This is a genomic window from Agromyces soli (assembly GCF_022811605.1).
GTDB classification, from domain to species: Bacteria; Actinomycetota; Actinomycetes; order Actinomycetales; family Microbacteriaceae; genus Agromyces; species Agromyces soli.
In genome coordinates, this window is record NZ_CP094533.1 from 3,115,074 (window position 1) to 3,129,179 (window position 14,106).

General features: G+C 71.6%; 15 protein-coding genes. 2 read left to right on the plus strand and 13 right to left on the minus strand.

Going from position 1 to position 14,106, the window contains the following annotated elements; translation table 11 throughout:
- Positions 1-66: 66 nt before the first annotated feature.
- The 10 genes from MTP13_RS14955 to hrcA all read right to left on the minus strand — a co-directional run bounded on the left by MTP13_RS14955 (position 67) and on the right by hrcA (position 9,091).
- Positions 67-726 (minus strand): response regulator, encoded by a 660-nt coding sequence (locus tag MTP13_RS14955; protein WP_243568483.1) that lies wholly within the window; start codon positions 724-726, stop codon positions 67-69.
- Complete coding sequence (locus MTP13_RS14960) at positions 723-1,916, minus strand: sensor histidine kinase (protein ID WP_243568484.1); 1,194 nt, start codon at positions 1,914-1,916, stop codon at positions 723-725. The genes MTP13_RS14955 and MTP13_RS14960 overlap by 4 nt, the downstream gene beginning before the upstream one ends.
- Positions 1,917-2,021: 105 nt before the next feature.
- On the minus strand, positions 2,022-2,915 hold the full coding sequence (gene era / locus MTP13_RS14965) for a GTPase Era (RefSeq protein ID WP_243568485.1): 894 nt from the start codon (positions 2,913-2,915) through the stop codon (positions 2,022-2,024).
- The gene (locus MTP13_RS14970; protein WP_243568486.1) at positions 2,908-4,221 is read right to left on the minus strand and encodes a hemolysin family protein; all 1,314 of its coding nucleotides are present in this window, start codon (positions 4,219-4,221) and stop codon (positions 2,908-2,910) included. The genes era and MTP13_RS14970 overlap by 8 nt, the downstream gene beginning before the upstream one ends.
- A gap of 2 nt (positions 4,222-4,223) precedes the next feature.
- Positions 4,224-4,685, minus strand: coding sequence for an rRNA maturation RNase YbeY (gene ybeY / locus MTP13_RS14975; protein WP_243568487.1), 462 nt, complete (start codon positions 4,683-4,685; stop codon positions 4,224-4,226).
- A gap of 7 nt (positions 4,686-4,692) precedes the next feature.
- Complete coding sequence (locus tag MTP13_RS14980) at positions 4,693-5,787, minus strand: PhoH family protein (RefSeq protein WP_243568488.1); 1,095 nt, start codon at positions 5,785-5,787, stop codon at positions 4,693-4,695.
- 4 nt (positions 5,788-5,791) lie between these two features.
- A complete protein-coding gene (locus MTP13_RS14985) occupies positions 5,792-6,151 on the minus strand; it encodes a histidine triad nucleotide-binding protein (RefSeq protein ID WP_189086477.1) in 360 nt (119 codons plus the stop codon).
- A 24-nt stretch (positions 6,152-6,175) separates the two neighbouring features.
- Complete coding sequence (locus MTP13_RS14990; RefSeq protein WP_243568489.1) at positions 6,176-6,910, minus strand: 16S rRNA (uracil(1498)-N(3))-methyltransferase; 735 nt, start codon at positions 6,908-6,910, stop codon at positions 6,176-6,178.
- A gap of 1 nt (position 6,911) precedes the next feature.
- Entirely contained in the window at positions 6,912-8,012 is a 1,101-nt protein-coding gene (gene dnaJ / locus MTP13_RS14995; protein WP_243568490.1) for a molecular chaperone DnaJ, read from the minus strand.
- 56 nt (positions 8,013-8,068) lie between these two features.
- Positions 8,069-9,091 carry a heat-inducible transcriptional repressor HrcA gene (gene hrcA, locus MTP13_RS15000; RefSeq protein ID WP_243568491.1) on the minus strand — a complete coding sequence of 341 codons (1,023 nt, stop codon included), beginning with the start codon at positions 9,089-9,091 and terminating at the stop codon, positions 8,069-8,071.
- 180 nt (positions 9,092-9,271) lie between these two features.
- Between hrcA and MTP13_RS15005 the strand changes: the two genes are divergently transcribed.
- Together MTP13_RS15005 and MTP13_RS15010 are read left to right on the plus strand one after the other, a co-directional pair.
- Complete coding sequence (locus tag MTP13_RS15005; protein WP_243568492.1) at positions 9,272-9,679, plus strand: DUF4870 domain-containing protein; 408 nt, start codon at positions 9,272-9,274, stop codon at positions 9,677-9,679.
- Between the two features lie 136 nt (positions 9,680-9,815).
- Positions 9,816-10,235, plus strand: a complete 420-nt coding sequence (locus MTP13_RS15010) for a DUF4870 domain-containing protein (protein WP_341680611.1) — start codon at positions 9,816-9,818, stop codon at positions 10,233-10,235.
- A 76-nt stretch (positions 10,236-10,311) separates the two neighbouring features.
- Here the strand turns inward: MTP13_RS15010 and hemW are convergent, their stop codons facing one another.
- The 3 genes from hemW to lepA are packed head-to-tail and all read right to left on the minus strand — an operon-like array spanning position 10,312 to position 14,068.
- Entirely contained in the window at positions 10,312-11,535 is a 1,224-nt protein-coding gene (gene hemW / locus MTP13_RS15015; protein ID WP_243568493.1) for a radical SAM family heme chaperone HemW, read from the minus strand.
- Positions 11,536-11,538: 3 nt separating this feature from the next.
- Positions 11,539-12,183: a DUF1990 family protein gene (locus MTP13_RS15020; protein ID WP_243568494.1), complete on the minus strand. Its 645-nt coding sequence runs from the start codon at positions 12,181-12,183 to the stop codon at positions 11,539-11,541.
- A gap of 10 nt (positions 12,184-12,193) precedes the next feature.
- Positions 12,194-14,068 carry a translation elongation factor 4 gene (gene lepA / locus MTP13_RS15025; protein WP_243568495.1) on the minus strand — a complete coding sequence of 625 codons (1,875 nt, stop codon included), beginning with the start codon at positions 14,066-14,068 and terminating at the stop codon, positions 12,194-12,196.
- Between the last annotated feature and the right edge of the window lie 38 nt (positions 14,069-14,106).

Consider the following 14,106-nt stretch of genomic DNA (forward strand, 5'->3'; position numbering starts at 1 on the left):
CATCCGGCCGGCGGATGGTCCGCCGTCATCCTGCAGGATGACCGGTGGCCGGCGGCAGGATGACGCTCAGAGCTCGTGCTCGTACGCGAAGACGACGAGCTGCACCCGGTCGCGCAGCCCGAGCTTCGCGAGGATGCGGCTGACGTGCGTCTTCACCGTCGCCTCGCTCAGGAACTCGCCCGCGGCGATCTCGGAGTTCGAGAGCCCCTTGGCGGCGAGGGCGAAGATCTCCCGCTCGCGCGGCGTCAACTCGTCCCAGGCGGGCGGCGCCGGGCTGCGCTCGCTCCCCCGGCCGGCGTGCGCGATGAGGTTCCGCGTCGCGTTGGCCGCGATCACGGCGTTGCCCTGGTGCACCGTGCGGATGGCGGCGAGGAGGAACTCCGGGTCGGCGTCCTTCAGTACGAAGCCGCTCGCCCCGGCGCGGATCGCGCGTGCGGCGTTCTCATCGAGGTCGAAGGTGGTGAGCACCAGCACGCGCGGGGCGGGATAGCCGCCGCGGTCGGCGTCGGCGAGGATGCGCTCCGTGGCGGCGATCCCGTCGAGCACCGGCATCCGCACGTCCATGAGGACGACGTCTGGACGCGCCCGGTTCGCGAGTGCCGCGCCCGCAGCGCCGTCGGCGGCCTCGCCGGCGAAGGAGAGGTCGGGCTGCGACTCGATGAGCATGCGGATGCCGGCGCGGAACAGCGCCTGGTCGTCCACAAGGCAGACGCGGATCTCGGTCATCTGGTGCTCCCCTGCTGGGCCGGGATCCGGGCGATCACCCGGAATCGGTCGTCATCGGTCTCGATCGTGAGCTGCCCCCCGGTCAGCTGGGCGCGCTCGCGCATGCCCGGGATGCCGTGCCTGGCGCCGCGGGCGCCGACGGGCTCGGCGTCGGGCCGCACGTGGTTCGTGACGGTGGCGACGACGCCGGCCTGCTCCCAGTCGAGCACGACGTCGACGGGCCGGTCGGCGTCGCCGTGCCTGAGCGCGTTCGTCAACGCCTCCTGCACGATGCGGTAGACGGCGATCTGGTGGCCGGTGCCGAGCTCGATCCGCGGGCCGCGTTCGACGAGCTCGACCTCGAGCCCGGCCGCGCGCAGCTGGGCGAGCAGTTCCTCGAGGTCGTCGAGGACGGGCTGCGGGGTGTCCGTCTCGGCGTGGCGCAGTTCGGCGAGGAGCATCCGCACGTCGCCGAGCGCGCCGCGGGCGACGCCCGCGATGGTGCCGAGCGCCTCGACGGCCGTCTCGGGCCGGGTGCGGGCGGCGAAGCGGGCGCCGTCGGCCTGCGCGATCACGACGGCGAGCGAGTGCGCCACCACGTCGTGCATGTCGCGGGCGATGCGGTTGCGCTCCTGCTCAACCACGTAGCGGTACTCGGCCAGCTCGCGCTCGCGGAGCGCGACCTCCTCGCGGCGGCGGATCTCCCGCGAGTCGCGCACCGCGCGCACGAGCAGGCCGGCCGTCCAGCTCAGCACGAGCACGGAGATCGCCGCGATGAAGGTCACGCCGAGCCAGAGCGTCAGCGCGACCGCGTTGTCCGGCGCGAACAGGAACTCGCTCTGCCCGAGCGCCGGTTTCAGCAGCCCGAGGTAGAGCGTCGCGACGACCGAGCCGACGCCGGCGGAGACGAGTCCCAGCCACTTCACGATCGAGGCGCCATGCGCGGCGGTCGAGTACAGCACGCCGAGCACGGCGATGTCGTAGAGCTGCAGCTCGCGCAGCGTGCCCATCTGCACGAGCGCGGCGAGCCAGGCGACGCCGAGCGACCAGCCCGGGGAGAGCCGGCGCACCGCGAGCGCCGCCGTGAAGCCGGCGAGGGCGACGAGGTCGAAGACGTTGCCGAGCAGCGCCAGCGGCAGCGAGACGAGCGCGAAGACGGCGGCGAGCACGAGATCGGTCGTCAGGCGACCGCGGCTCAGAGTCGTGCGCATCGAACCACCGTACGCCCAGCTCCCCCGGCGATCACGCCGATCCGGCCGGAATCATCCTGCAGACGGACGGCCGAGGCAGCCGCCGGCCGCTGACCGGGCGCGAGCTCAGAACCCGAGCCGGCCGAGCTGCTTGGGGTCGCGCTGCCAGTCCTTCGCGACCTTGACGTGCAGGGCGAGGTAGACCTTGCGGCCGAGCAGCCGCTCGATCTCGACGCGGGCCGCCGCCCCGACTTCCTTCAGCCGGGCGCCGCCCTTGCCGATGATGATGCCCTTCTGGCTGTCGCGCTCGACGACGACGTTCGCGTAGATCTCGACGAGGTCCTTGTCGTCCCGCTCGATGAGGTCGTCGACGGTCACCGCGATCGAGTGCGGCAGCTCGTCGGAGACGCCCTCGAGCGCCGCTTCGCGCACGAACTCGGCGATGCGCTCGGTCACGTCCTCGTCGGTCGTCGTCTCCTCGGGGTAGAGCGGGTGGCTCGACGCCGGCATGAGCGTCAGCAGCTCGTCGACGAGCACCTCCAGCTGCTCGCCGCGCGGGGCGGACACCGGCACGATCGCGTCCCACTCCCGCAGTCCGGAGACGGCGAGCAGCTGCTCGGCCACCTTCGCCTTCGAGGCGGCGTCGGTCTTCGTGACGATCGCCACCTTCTTCGCGCGCGGGTACTGCTCCAGCTGCTCGTTGATGAAGCGGTCGCCGGGGCCGATCGGCTCGTTCGCCGGCACGCAGAACGCGATCACGTCGACGTCGCCGAGCGTGGTCTGCACGAGCGCGTTCAGCCGTTCGCCGAGCAGGGTGCGCGGGCGGTGCAGGCCCGGCGTGTCGACGAGGATCAGCTGCCCGTGCGGCCGGTGCACGATGCCGCGGATGGCCCGGCGCGTCGTCTGCGGCTTCGAGCTCGTGATGGCGACCTTCTCGCCGACGAGCGCGTTCGTGAGCGTCGACTTGCCGACGTTCGGGCGGCCGACGAAGGAGACGAATCCTGCACGGTACTCAGTCACGGTGGTGCTCCTGTTCTGCCTCGCCGAGGAAGGCGGCCCTGGCGTCGATGAGGGCCGCGTCGGCCGAGACCAGCACAGTCGAGATGCGCCGTCGCCGGCCCTCGGTGCGCTCGGCCTCGAGCTCGAGGCCGCTCGTCGAAGCGCGGTCGCCGCGTTGCGGGAGCCGGCCCAGCGCCTTCGCGAGCAGACCGCCGACGGTGTCGACGTCGTCGTCGTCGAGCTCCAGGCCGAACAGCTCCCCGAGCTCGTCGACGGCGAGCCGCGCACTCACCCGGTATCGGCCGTCGCCGAGCGCCTCGACCTCTGGCGTCTCGCGGTCGTACTCGTCGGAGATGTCGCCGACGAGCTCCTCGATCAGGTCTTCCATGGTGGCGAGCCCGGCGATGCCGCCGTACTCGTCGACGACCATGGCGAGGTGGTTCGAGGTGGTCTGCATCTGCCGGAGCAGGGCGTCGGCCTTCATCGAGTCCGGCACGAACTCGGCCGGCCGGGCGAGCTGCCCGACGGTGAGGCTCTCGGCGTCGAGCGGCCGTTCGAAGCCGAGCTTCGCGAGATCGCGCAGGTAGAGGATGCCGGTGACGTCGTCGGAGTCGAGCCCGATCACCGGGATGCGGGAGTAGCCCGCGCTCAGGAAGACGCTCATCGCCTGCTGCAGGTGCGCCGTCGCGTCGATCGTGATCATGTCGGTGCGCGGCACCATGACCTCGCGCACGACGGTGTCGTTGAACTCGAAGATCGAATGGATGAGCTCGCGGTCGCCCTCCTCGAGCACGTCGAGCTCGGTCGCCTCGTCGACCATGCTGAGCAGTTGCTCCTCGCTCGAGACGCCGGCGAAGCGGATCCGGCCCGGCGTGACCCGGTTGCCGAGCTGCACGAGGGCGCCCGCGAGCGGGCCGAGCAGCACCCGGAGGAAGTGCACGAGCGGCGCGGTGAGCCGCAGCACCGTCGCAGCGTGCACGCGCCCGACGCTGCGCGGGCTCGCCCCGACGAGCACGAACGAGACCGCCGTCATGATGAGCGCCGACCAGAGCAGCACGAGCCACGGGTTGTCGAGGAAGCTCGCGAAGGCGAGGGTCACGAGCACCGCCGCCGTGGTCTCGGCGAGGATGCGCATGAAGTTCACCGCGTTGACGTGCGCGCCGGTGTCCTCGGCGATGGCGGTGAGCGATCGCTTCGCGCGGGAGCCCTCGGCGAGCTCCGCGATGTCGGCGCGCGAGCTCGAGGCGATCGCGGAGTCGACCGCGGCCATCAGGCCGCCGAAGGCCACCAGCACGAAGGCGGCGACGAGGAAGTACCAGGGTTCCATCGTCAGCGACGTCGCTCCTGCATGGCGAAGCCGACGAGGATGTCGCGCTGGATGCCGAACATCTCCTTCTCCTCGGCGGGCTCGGCGTGGTCGAAGCCGAGCAGGTGCAGGATGCCGTGCGCGGTGAGCAGCAGCAGCTCGTCGGTCAGCGTGTGGCCGGCCGTCTTCGCCTGCGCCTCGGCGACCTGCGGGCAGAGCACGATATCGCCGAGCAGCCCCGGCGGGGTCGGCTGGTCCTCGGTGCCCGGGCGCAGCTCGTCCATCGGGAAGCTCAGCACGTCGGTCGGGCCGGGCTCGTCCATCCACTGCACGTGCAGCTGCTCCATGGCGCCCTCGTCGACGAGCACGATCGCGAGCTCCGCGTCGACGTGCACGTGCATCGCGTCGAGCGCGTAGACGGCGAGCCGCTGGATCGCGGCCTCGTCGACCTCGATCGCCGACTCGTTGTTGATCTCGATGCTCATGCCTCGCTCACTTCGCCTTTCTCGGCAGGTGGTCTCTGGGGCCGCCGCTCGCGCCGCGTCCGCGGCGCTCGGCGCGGTTGGCGAATTCGCGGGCCTCGGCCCGCTCGTAGCGCTGCGCCTGCTGGCGCTGGTCGAACTCGGTGTACGCGTCGACGATGCGGCCCACGAGGGTGTGCCGCACGACGTCGTCGCTCGTCAGGCGCGCGAAGGCGATGTCGTCGATGCCGTCGAGGATGCGCGTGACGATGCGCAGCCCTGACGCCCCGCCCGGCAGGTCGATCTGGGTGATGTCGCCCGTGACGACCATCTTGGAGCCGAAGCCGAGTCGGGTGAGGAACATCTTCATCTGCTCGGGCGTCGTGTTCTGCGCCTCGTCGAGCACGACGAAGGAGTCGTTGAGGGTGCGGCCGCGCATGTAGGCGAGCGGCGCGACCTCGACGGTGCCCGAGGCGAGCAGCTTCGGCACGAGCTCTGGGTCCATCATCTCGTTGAGCGCGTCGTAGAGCGGTCGCAGGTAGGGGTCGATCTTGTCGGTCAGCGTGCCGGGCAGGAAGCCGAGCCGCTCGCCGGCCTCGACCGCCGGCCTCGTGAGGATGATGCGGCTGACCTCCTTGCGCTGCAGCGCCTGCACGGCCTTCGCCATCGCGAGGTAGGTCTTGCCGGTGCCCGCCGGGCCGATGCCGAACACGATGGTGTGCTCGTCGATCGCGTCGACGTAGGCGCGCTGGCCCTCCGTCTTCGGCCGGATCTGCTTGCCCCGGCTCGACACGATCACCTGCCCGAGCAGCTCCGAGGGGCGCGCCCCCGGGTCCTGCTCGAGGATGCGGGCCGAGCTCGTCACCTCGGTGGTCGTGGGGTCCTGGTTCTGCCGGACGAGCGCCAGCAGCTCCTCGATGAGGCGCCGGGCGCGGAGCCGCTCGGCCTCCTCGCCTCGCAGTGAGATCTGGTTGCCGCGGACGTGCACGGTGACGCCCGGGTACTCGCGCTGGATCTGCGCGAGCAGGCGGTCCTGCGGACCGAGCAGGCGCACCATCTCGATGCCGTCGATGTGCAGCAGTTCTTCGTCGGGGCGGGGGCGCGCGTCGGCGCCCTGGTCATTCATCGGCTCAGCCGGCAAGCGTGCGCTCCTCGAGGCCCCCGGCGAGGACGTGCGCGTGCACGTGGAACACGGTCTGGCCCGCGCCCGCGCCGGTGTTGAAAATCAGTCGGAACTGGCCGTCGGCCAGCTCGTCGGCGACGCCACGGGCGACCTCGACGAGCTCCGCGAGGAGCCCGGGGTCGCCGGCGGCGAGCTCGACGACGTCGCGGTAGCGCCCCTGCTTCGGGGTGACGACGACGTGGACGGGCGCCTGCGGCGCGATGTCCCGGAACGCGATGACCCGTTCGGTCTCGGCGACGATCGTCGCGGGGATCTCACGCGCGGCGATGCGCTCGAAGACGGTGGGGTCGGCGGCCTGGGCGGTCATGGGTCCATCGTAGCGACGGATGCCTCACCACCGCCCGAGCCGGGCGCTGAGCAGCGCGATCGCGGCGGGCCCGGCGGTCGAGGTACGCAGCACGGTCGGGCCGAGGCGGACGGGCTCGGCGCCGGCCGCCGCCAGCCGGGCCAGCTCCTCGGGGGCGACGCCGCCCTCGGGTCCGACGAGCAGGGCGAGCGGCCGCTCGTCGAGCTCGAGCTGCGCGAGGCCGTGCTCGGCGGTCGGCTCGAGCACGAGCAGTCGGGCGCCGGCGAGCAGTTCCGGCAGCCGGGCCGTCGGCGTCGCCGCCGTGACCTCCGGCACCCAGGCGCGGATCGACTGCTTGCTCGCCTCGCGGGCGATCGTCGCCCAGCGCTGCCGCCCCTTCTCGGCCTTCGCACCCTCCCAGCGCGAGACGGAGCGGGCCGCGGCCCACGGCACGATGCGGTCGACCCCGAGCTCGGTGGCGGCCTGGACGGCGAGCTCGTCGCGATCGCCTTTGGCGAGGGCCTGCACGAGCACGAGCGCGGGCGCGGCCGGCTGCTCGCGGCGGACCTCGTCGACCTCGATCACGAGCTCGCCCTGGCCGCTCTCGAGCACCGGGCCGGACACGACCGTGCCACGCCCGTCGCCGATCGCGATCCGCTCGCCGAGGCGCACCCTGGCGACCTGGACGGCGTGGCGCGCCTCCTGACCGCCGAGCCGCACGATGTCGCCGGCGGCGACCGCCGCCAGTTCCGCGCCTTCGTCGAGGTAGAGGCTCGCCATCTCAGCCCAGGAACCGGTCGCGGAGCTTCGCGAAGAGCCCCTGCTGGAAGTGCGCGAGCTCGGGCGCCTTCTGCTTGCGCGCGGCGGCGAGCTTCTCGACGAGTTCGCGCTCCTTGCCGGAGAGCTTCGTCGGGGTGAGCACGTGCACGCCGATCCGGAGGTCGCCTCGACCGTTGCCCCGGAGCCGCGTGACGCCGCGGTCCTTGACGGTCAGCACCTCGCCCGACTGCAGTCCCGGCTTCAGCTCGAGCTCGACGTCGCCGTCGAGGGCGTGCACCGTGGTGCTGGTGCCGAGCACGGCATCGGTCATCGCGACCTCGAGCGTGCAGAGCAGGTCATCGCCGTCGCGGCTGAAGACCTCGTGCGTCTTCACCTTCATCTCGAGATAGAGGTCGCCGTTCGGGCCGCCCGCGGGACCGGCCTCGCCGGACCCCGGCATCTGCAGCCGGAGGCCCGTGTCGACGCCGGCGGGGATGTCGACCGGCACGGTGCGACGAGCGCGGACCCGACCCTGCCCCTGGCAGGTGACGCACGGCGTGGCGATGATCGTGCCGTAGCCGCGGCAGGAGCCGCAGGGGCTCGCCGTGACGACGTTGCCGAGCAGCGAGCGCACGGTGCGCTGGATCTGCCCGGTGCCGTGGCAGATGTCGCAGGTGACGGGCGAGGTGCCGGGGGCGCAGCAGCTGCCGTGGCACGTCTCGCAGACGACCGCCGTGTCGACCTCGAGCTCGCGGTGGGTGCCGAAGATGACCTCCTCGAGGCCGAGCTCGACGCGGATGAGCGCATCCTGCCCGCGTTCGCGCCGCGAGCGGGGGCCTCGGCTCTGCTGGCCGCCGCCGAAGAAGGTCTCGAAGATGTCGCCGAAGCCCCCGAAGCCGGCCTGGCCGCCGAAGCCGCCCTGCCCGCCGAGGTCGTACTGCTGGCGCTGCTTCGGGTCGGAGAGCACGTCGTAGGCGTGCGTCACCTCCTTGAAGCGCTCGGACGCCTCGGCGCCCGGGTTGACGTCGGGGTGCAGCTCGCGGGCGAGCCGGCGGTAGGCCTTCTTGATCTCGTCAGGGGTGGCGTCGCGGGAGACGCCGAGGACCTCGTAGTGGTCTGCCACGGAGGGCGGTTCCTTTCGATGGGTGCCGGGTGCGGCTGGTCGATGACGGCTGCTGGTCAGTGCTCGCCGAGCGTGCGGGAGAGATAGCGCGCGACCGCGCGGACCGCCGCCATGCTCGTGGTGTAGTCCATGCGGGTCGGCCCGACGACGCCGAGCCGTGAGACGTCGCGGCCGGCCACCGCGAACGAGCTCGCGATGACCGAGGTCTCGGCGAGGCCGAACGGGGCGTTCTCGCGGCCGATGCTGACGGCGACGCCGTGCTGATCGGAGGCCATCTCGCCGAAGAGCTTCAGCAGCACGACCTGTTCTTCGATGGCCTCGATCACGCCGAGGATGGAGCCCGCGAAGTCCTGTTCGGTGCGCACCAGGTTCGCGGCGCCGGCGACCACGAGGCGGTCGCCGCGCTGGACGCGGGCCTGCTCGGCGAGGGTGGTCGCGAGCGTGTGCAGCACCTGCGCGTGCCGCGGGTCGACCGCGGGCACCTCGCCCGAGAGCGCCTGCGCGGCCTCGGCGAGGGTCCGCCCGGCGGCGAGCTCGTTGAAGCGGGCCCGGAGCGAGGCGAGCGTCTGCTCGTCGACCGGCGAGCCGAGCTCGGCGACGCGCTGCTCGACCTGACCGGAATCGGTGATGAGGATGCAGAGCACTCGATCGGGCGCGAGCGCCACGAGTTCGACGTGGCGCACGCGCGAGCTCGCGAAGCTCGGGTACTGCACGACGGCGAGCTGATTGGTGAGCTGCGCGATCAGCCGCACGGTGCGCGCCAGCAGCTCGTCGAGGTCGCTCGACTCGCCGAGGAAGGTCTCGATCGCGTGCCGCTGCGCCTGGCTGAGCGGCCGCAGCTCGCTCAGCTGGTCGACGAAGACGCGGTACCCCTTGTCGGTGGGGATGCGCCCCGACGAGGTGTGCGGCGCCGCGATCAGCTCCTCCTCCTCGAGCAGGGCCATGTCGTTGCGGATCGTCGCGGCCGAGACGCCGAAGGCGTGCCGCTCGACGATCGTCTTCGAGCCGACCGGCTCGCGGGAGGCGACGTAGTCCTGCACGATCGCGCGGAGCACGGCCAGCCCTCGATCGGAGACCATCGCCCCACCTCCCGTCCGTTGGCACTCGTCTTCTTCGAGTGCCAATCCTATCGCGACATCCTGCGCCGCGGGCGTTGCGACGCCCCACGGGCGGCGCTACGGTGATCCCGAGTCCGCGAGCCGTCCCCCGAACGGGTCAGCACGAGCCGCGGCCGATCCCCAGCCCCGAAAGGCATCGCCATGACCGACCCCAACGCACAGACGCCCGACCCGAACGTGCCGCCCCAGCAGCCCGTGCCCCCGCAGCCGGCCGCCGCAGCCGGGCCGCTCCCCCAGGACCAGGACATCCAGTGGGCCTCCTTCGCCCACCTGGGCGGCATCCTCGGCTTCCTGCCCTCGCTCATCATCTGGCTCGTCTTCAAGGACCGCGGCCAGTTCACCAACGTCGAGGCGAAGGAGGCCCTGAACTTCCAGATCACGATGCTCATCGGCTACGTCATCGGCGCCGTGCTCTCGATCATCCTCATCGGCGGCCTCATCTCGCTCGCCGTCTGGGTGATCTCGATCGTGTTCTCGATCATCGCGTTCCTGCGCGTCAAGGACGGGCAGCACTACCGCTACCCCTTCGCGCTCCGACTCATCAAGTAGTCGACTCCGGCCGCCCCGCGGTCGCAGCGGCACCGGCGGCGCGCCGGACGGGCCCTTCCGTCCGGCGCGCCGTTTCTGCCACCATGGAGGCGTCCGACCATCCCACCGCGCAGGCGGTGCAGCCAGGAGGCCTTCCATGACCGACGTGCCCACCCCACCGACCCCGCCGACGCCGCCGCCTCCCGGCCCGCCGGCCCCGCCGCCCGGCAATCCCTACCAGCAGACGCAGCCGCTGAATCCGGCCGACGAGAAGCTCTGGGCGACGCTCGTGCACATCGGCGGCATCTTCTTCAGCTTCATCCCGGCGCTGCTCGGCTACCTGCTGCTGAAGGACAAGGGCCCGTTCGTGCGCGCGCACACCGCGACGGCGCTGAACTTCCAGCTCACCATGCTCATCGCGAGCGTCGTCGGCGGCATCCTGACCATCGTCATCATCGGCATCTTCATCCTCGCCGCGGTCGGCGTGCTGGTCATCGTGTTCAGCATCATCGCCGCCATCAAGGCGAACCAGGGCCAGCCCTACACCTACCCGATGTCGATCAAGTTCGTCAGCTGATCGAGCATCCTCGGATCGCCCGTCTCCCCCGCGGAGGCGGGCGATTCGACGTTCCGGCCCGAGCAGCGCCCCGGACTCAGGCGAGCAGCCGCCGGACGACCGCGTCCGCGAGCAGCCGACCGCGGCGGGTGAGGGTCAGCCGGCCGGCGAGCGCCGCGCGCGGCTCGACGAGCTCCTCGGCGATGAGACCGGCGATCGCCGCGCGCCCCGGTTCGGGGAGCGAGGCGATCTCGAGCCCCTCGCGGATCCGGATGCCGAGCAGCACCCGCTCGGTCTCCCGGGCCGCGGCGTCGAGCGTCTCCCGGCCGACTGCCGGGGAGACGCCGGCGGCGATGCGGTCGGCGTAGGCGGCCGGGTGCTTCGCGTTCCACCAGCGCACGCCGCCGACGTGGCTGTGCGCGCCGGGTCCGACGCCCCACCAGTCGTCGCCGCGCCAGTAGCCGAGGTTGTGCCGCGAGCGGTGCTCGTCGCCGCGCGCCCAGTTGCTGACCTCGTACCAGGCGAATCCCGCCTCGGCGAGCAGCTCGTCGGCGAGTTCGTACATGTCGGCCGCGAGGTCGTCGTCGGGCGCGGCGAGCTCACCGCGGCGCACCTGGCGGGCGAGCTTCGTGCCGTCCTCCACGATGAGCGAATAGGCGCTCAGATGATCGGGGGCGGCGACGATCGCCGCCTCGAGGCTCGTGCGCCAGTCCGCGAGCCGCTCCCCCGGCGTCGAGTAGATCAGATCGAGGCTCACGTCGAGCCCCGCTTCGCGCGCCCAGGCGACGACGAGCGGCACCCGCTCGGGGTCGTGCGTACGGTCGAGCGTCGCGAGCACGCTCGGCACCGCCGACTGCATGCCGAACGACACTCGGGTGAAGCCGCCGTCGCGCAGCTCGGCGAGGTACGCGGCGTCCACCGAGTCCGGGTTCGCCTCCGTCGTCACCTCGGCGCCGGGCCGGATGCCGAACTCGCGGCGGGCGGCCGCGAGCATCTCGACGAGCTGAGCGGCGGGCAGCAGCGTCGGGGTGCCGCCGCCGAAGAACACGGTGCCGAGCTCGCGCGGGGGCAGACCGGATGCCTCGAGCGCCGCCGCGCCGAAGCGCAGCTCGCCGATCGCCTGCGCTGCGTAGTCGGCCTGGGTGGCGCCGCGCAGCTCGGTCGCCGTATACGTGTTGAAGTCGCAGTACCCGCAGCGCACGCGGCAGAACGGCACGTGCACGTAGAGCCCGAGCGCGCGCTCGGCGGCGCCGTCGACGGCCTGCGCGGGCAGCAGCCCGTCCGCCGGCGCAGGATCGCCGATCGGAAGCGGTCCGGCCACGGCTCAGACGAACGCGGGGTGCAGCGCGCGCAGCTCCCGCTGGGTGAGCTCGCGGCGGCGGCGGCGCACGGCCGGGGCGACGACGGCGCGCGCACCGCCCGCCGTCTGCAGCACCGAGCGGATCGTCAGCCAGACGCTGTCGTCCTCGCGGCGTTCGAGCACGAACGACTCCTCGCCGCTCTCCTCCCCGTCGGCGGTGGTGCCGTAGGCGAAGCCGATGCGGTCCGGCTCGTCGATGACGTAGACGACGAGGACGTGCGTGTCGTGATGCCCGAAGCGGCGCTGCGAGCGGAGCGTCGCCGTCATCCCTGCGGCGAGGTACGGCGTGCCGTCGGCGGCGAAGCGCTGCTCGGTGTGCGGCTGGGCGCCGGCGGCGGGCGCGCCCTCGACGTCGTAGGCGATGCCCGTGTACTGCGTGCCGGTGCCGGCCGTTACGTCGAGCACCTCGAACCCGGCGCCGCGCTGGACGCCCCAGGTCATCAGTTCTTCCGCGGCCTTGTCGAAGCGCTCACGCCCCGAGCCGATCTTCACGCTGTCCTCCGCCGGGCGGTAGCCCTCCGGCGGGTAGCGGAGGAGATCGGGGGCCTGCGTGGCCCCGATCGCCCCGTACGTCACCGACTGGTCGGTGAACGAGCTCCGTCGCTTCATGACGCGCTCCCTACTTCTTCTTGGAGTCCTTGGACTCGGTGTCGCCCGAGAGCGCGGCGATGAACGCCTCCTGAGGGACCTCGACGCGGCCGACCATCTTCATGCGCTTCTTGCCCTCCTTCTGCTTCTCGAGGAGCTTGCGCTTGCGGCTGATGTCGCCGCCGTAGCACTTCGCCAGCACGTCCTTGCGCATGGCCCGGATGGACTCGCGCGCGATGATCCGGGCCCCGATCGCCGCCTGGATCGGCACCTCGAACTGCTGGCGCGGAATGAGCTCGCGAAGCCGGCCGGTCATCAGCACGCCGTACGCGTACGCCTTGTCGCGGTGCACGATCGCGCTGAACGCGTCGACCTGCTCGCCCTGCAGCAGGATGTCGACCTTCACCAGGTCGGCGGCCTGATCGCCGGAGGGCTCGTAGTCGAGCGAGGCGTAGCCGGCGGTCTTCGACTTCAGGTGGTCGAAGAAGTCGAAGACGATCTCGCCGAGCGGCATGTCGTAGCGGATCTCGACGCGGTCCTCGCCGAGGTACTCCATGCCGAGCAGGGTGCCGCGACGCGACTGGCAGAGCTCCATGATCGTGCCGACGTAGTCCTTCGGCGCGAGGATCGCGGCCTTCACCATCGGCTCGCGGACCTCGGCGATCTTCGCCCCGGTCGGGAACTCGCTCGGGTTCGTGACGGTGACGGTCTTCTTGTCCTCCGTGGTGACCTCGTAGACCACCGAGGGCGCGGTCGCGATGATGTCGAGACCGAACTCGCGGCGGAGCCGCTCGGTGACGATTTCGAGGTGCAGGAGCCCCAGGAAGCCGGCGCGGAAGCCGAAGCCGAGGGCGACCGAGGTCTCGGGCTCGTAGACGAGCGCGGCATCCGAGAGCTTCAGCTTGTCGAGGGCCTCGCGCAGCTCGGGGTAGTCGCTGCCGTCGATCGGGTACAGGCCCGAGAACACCATCGGCAGCGGCTCGGTGTAGCCGTCGAGCGCATCGGCCGCGGGCTTCACCGCGGTCGTGACCGTGTCGCCCACCTTGGACTGGCGGACGTCCTTCACGCCGGTGATCAAGTAGCCGACCTCGCCGACGCCGAGGCCCTTGCTGGGGGTGGGCTCGGGCGCGCTCACGCCGATCTCGAGGATCTCGTGCGTCGCCTTCGTCGACATCATCTGGATGCGCTCGCGCGGATTCAGCTGCCCGTCGACCATTCGCACGTAGGTGACGACGCCGCGGTAGCTGTCGTAGACGGAGTCGAAGATCATCGCGCGCGGCGGCGCGTCGGCGTCGCCGACCGGGGCGGGGATGCGCTGCACGACGCGGTCGAGGAGCGCTTCGACCCCGAGGCCCGTCTTGCCCGAGACCTTCATCACGTCGTCGGGCGAGCCGCCGATGAGGTCGGCGAGCTCGCGCGCGTACTTCTCCGGCTCCGCGGCGGGCAGGTCGATCTTGTTCAGCACCGGGATGATCTCGAGGTCGTTCTCGAGCGCCAGGTACAGGTTCGCGAGGGTCTGCGCCTCGATGCCCTGCGCGGCGTCGACGAGCAGGATGGCCCCCTCGCAGGCCGCGAGGGAGCGGGAGACCTCGTAGCTGAAGTCGACGTGTCCGGGGGTGTCGATCATGTTGAGCGCGTACGCGACGTCGCGCCCGCTCTCGTCGGCGACGGCCCACGGCATGCGCACCGCCTGGCTCTTGATGGTGATGCCGCGCTCGCGCTCGATGTCCATGCGGTCGAGGTACTGGGCCCGCATGTCCCGGTCGGAGACGATCCCCGTGATCTGCAGCATGCGGTCGGCGAGGGTCGACTTGCCGTGGTCGATGTGCGCGATGATGCAGAAATTGCGGATCAGCGCAGGGTCGGTGGCAGCAGGCACCGGCGGGTTCACAGCTCTCGGAGACATCGATCGATTCTCCCATGACTTCGGGTGCGACTTTCGAC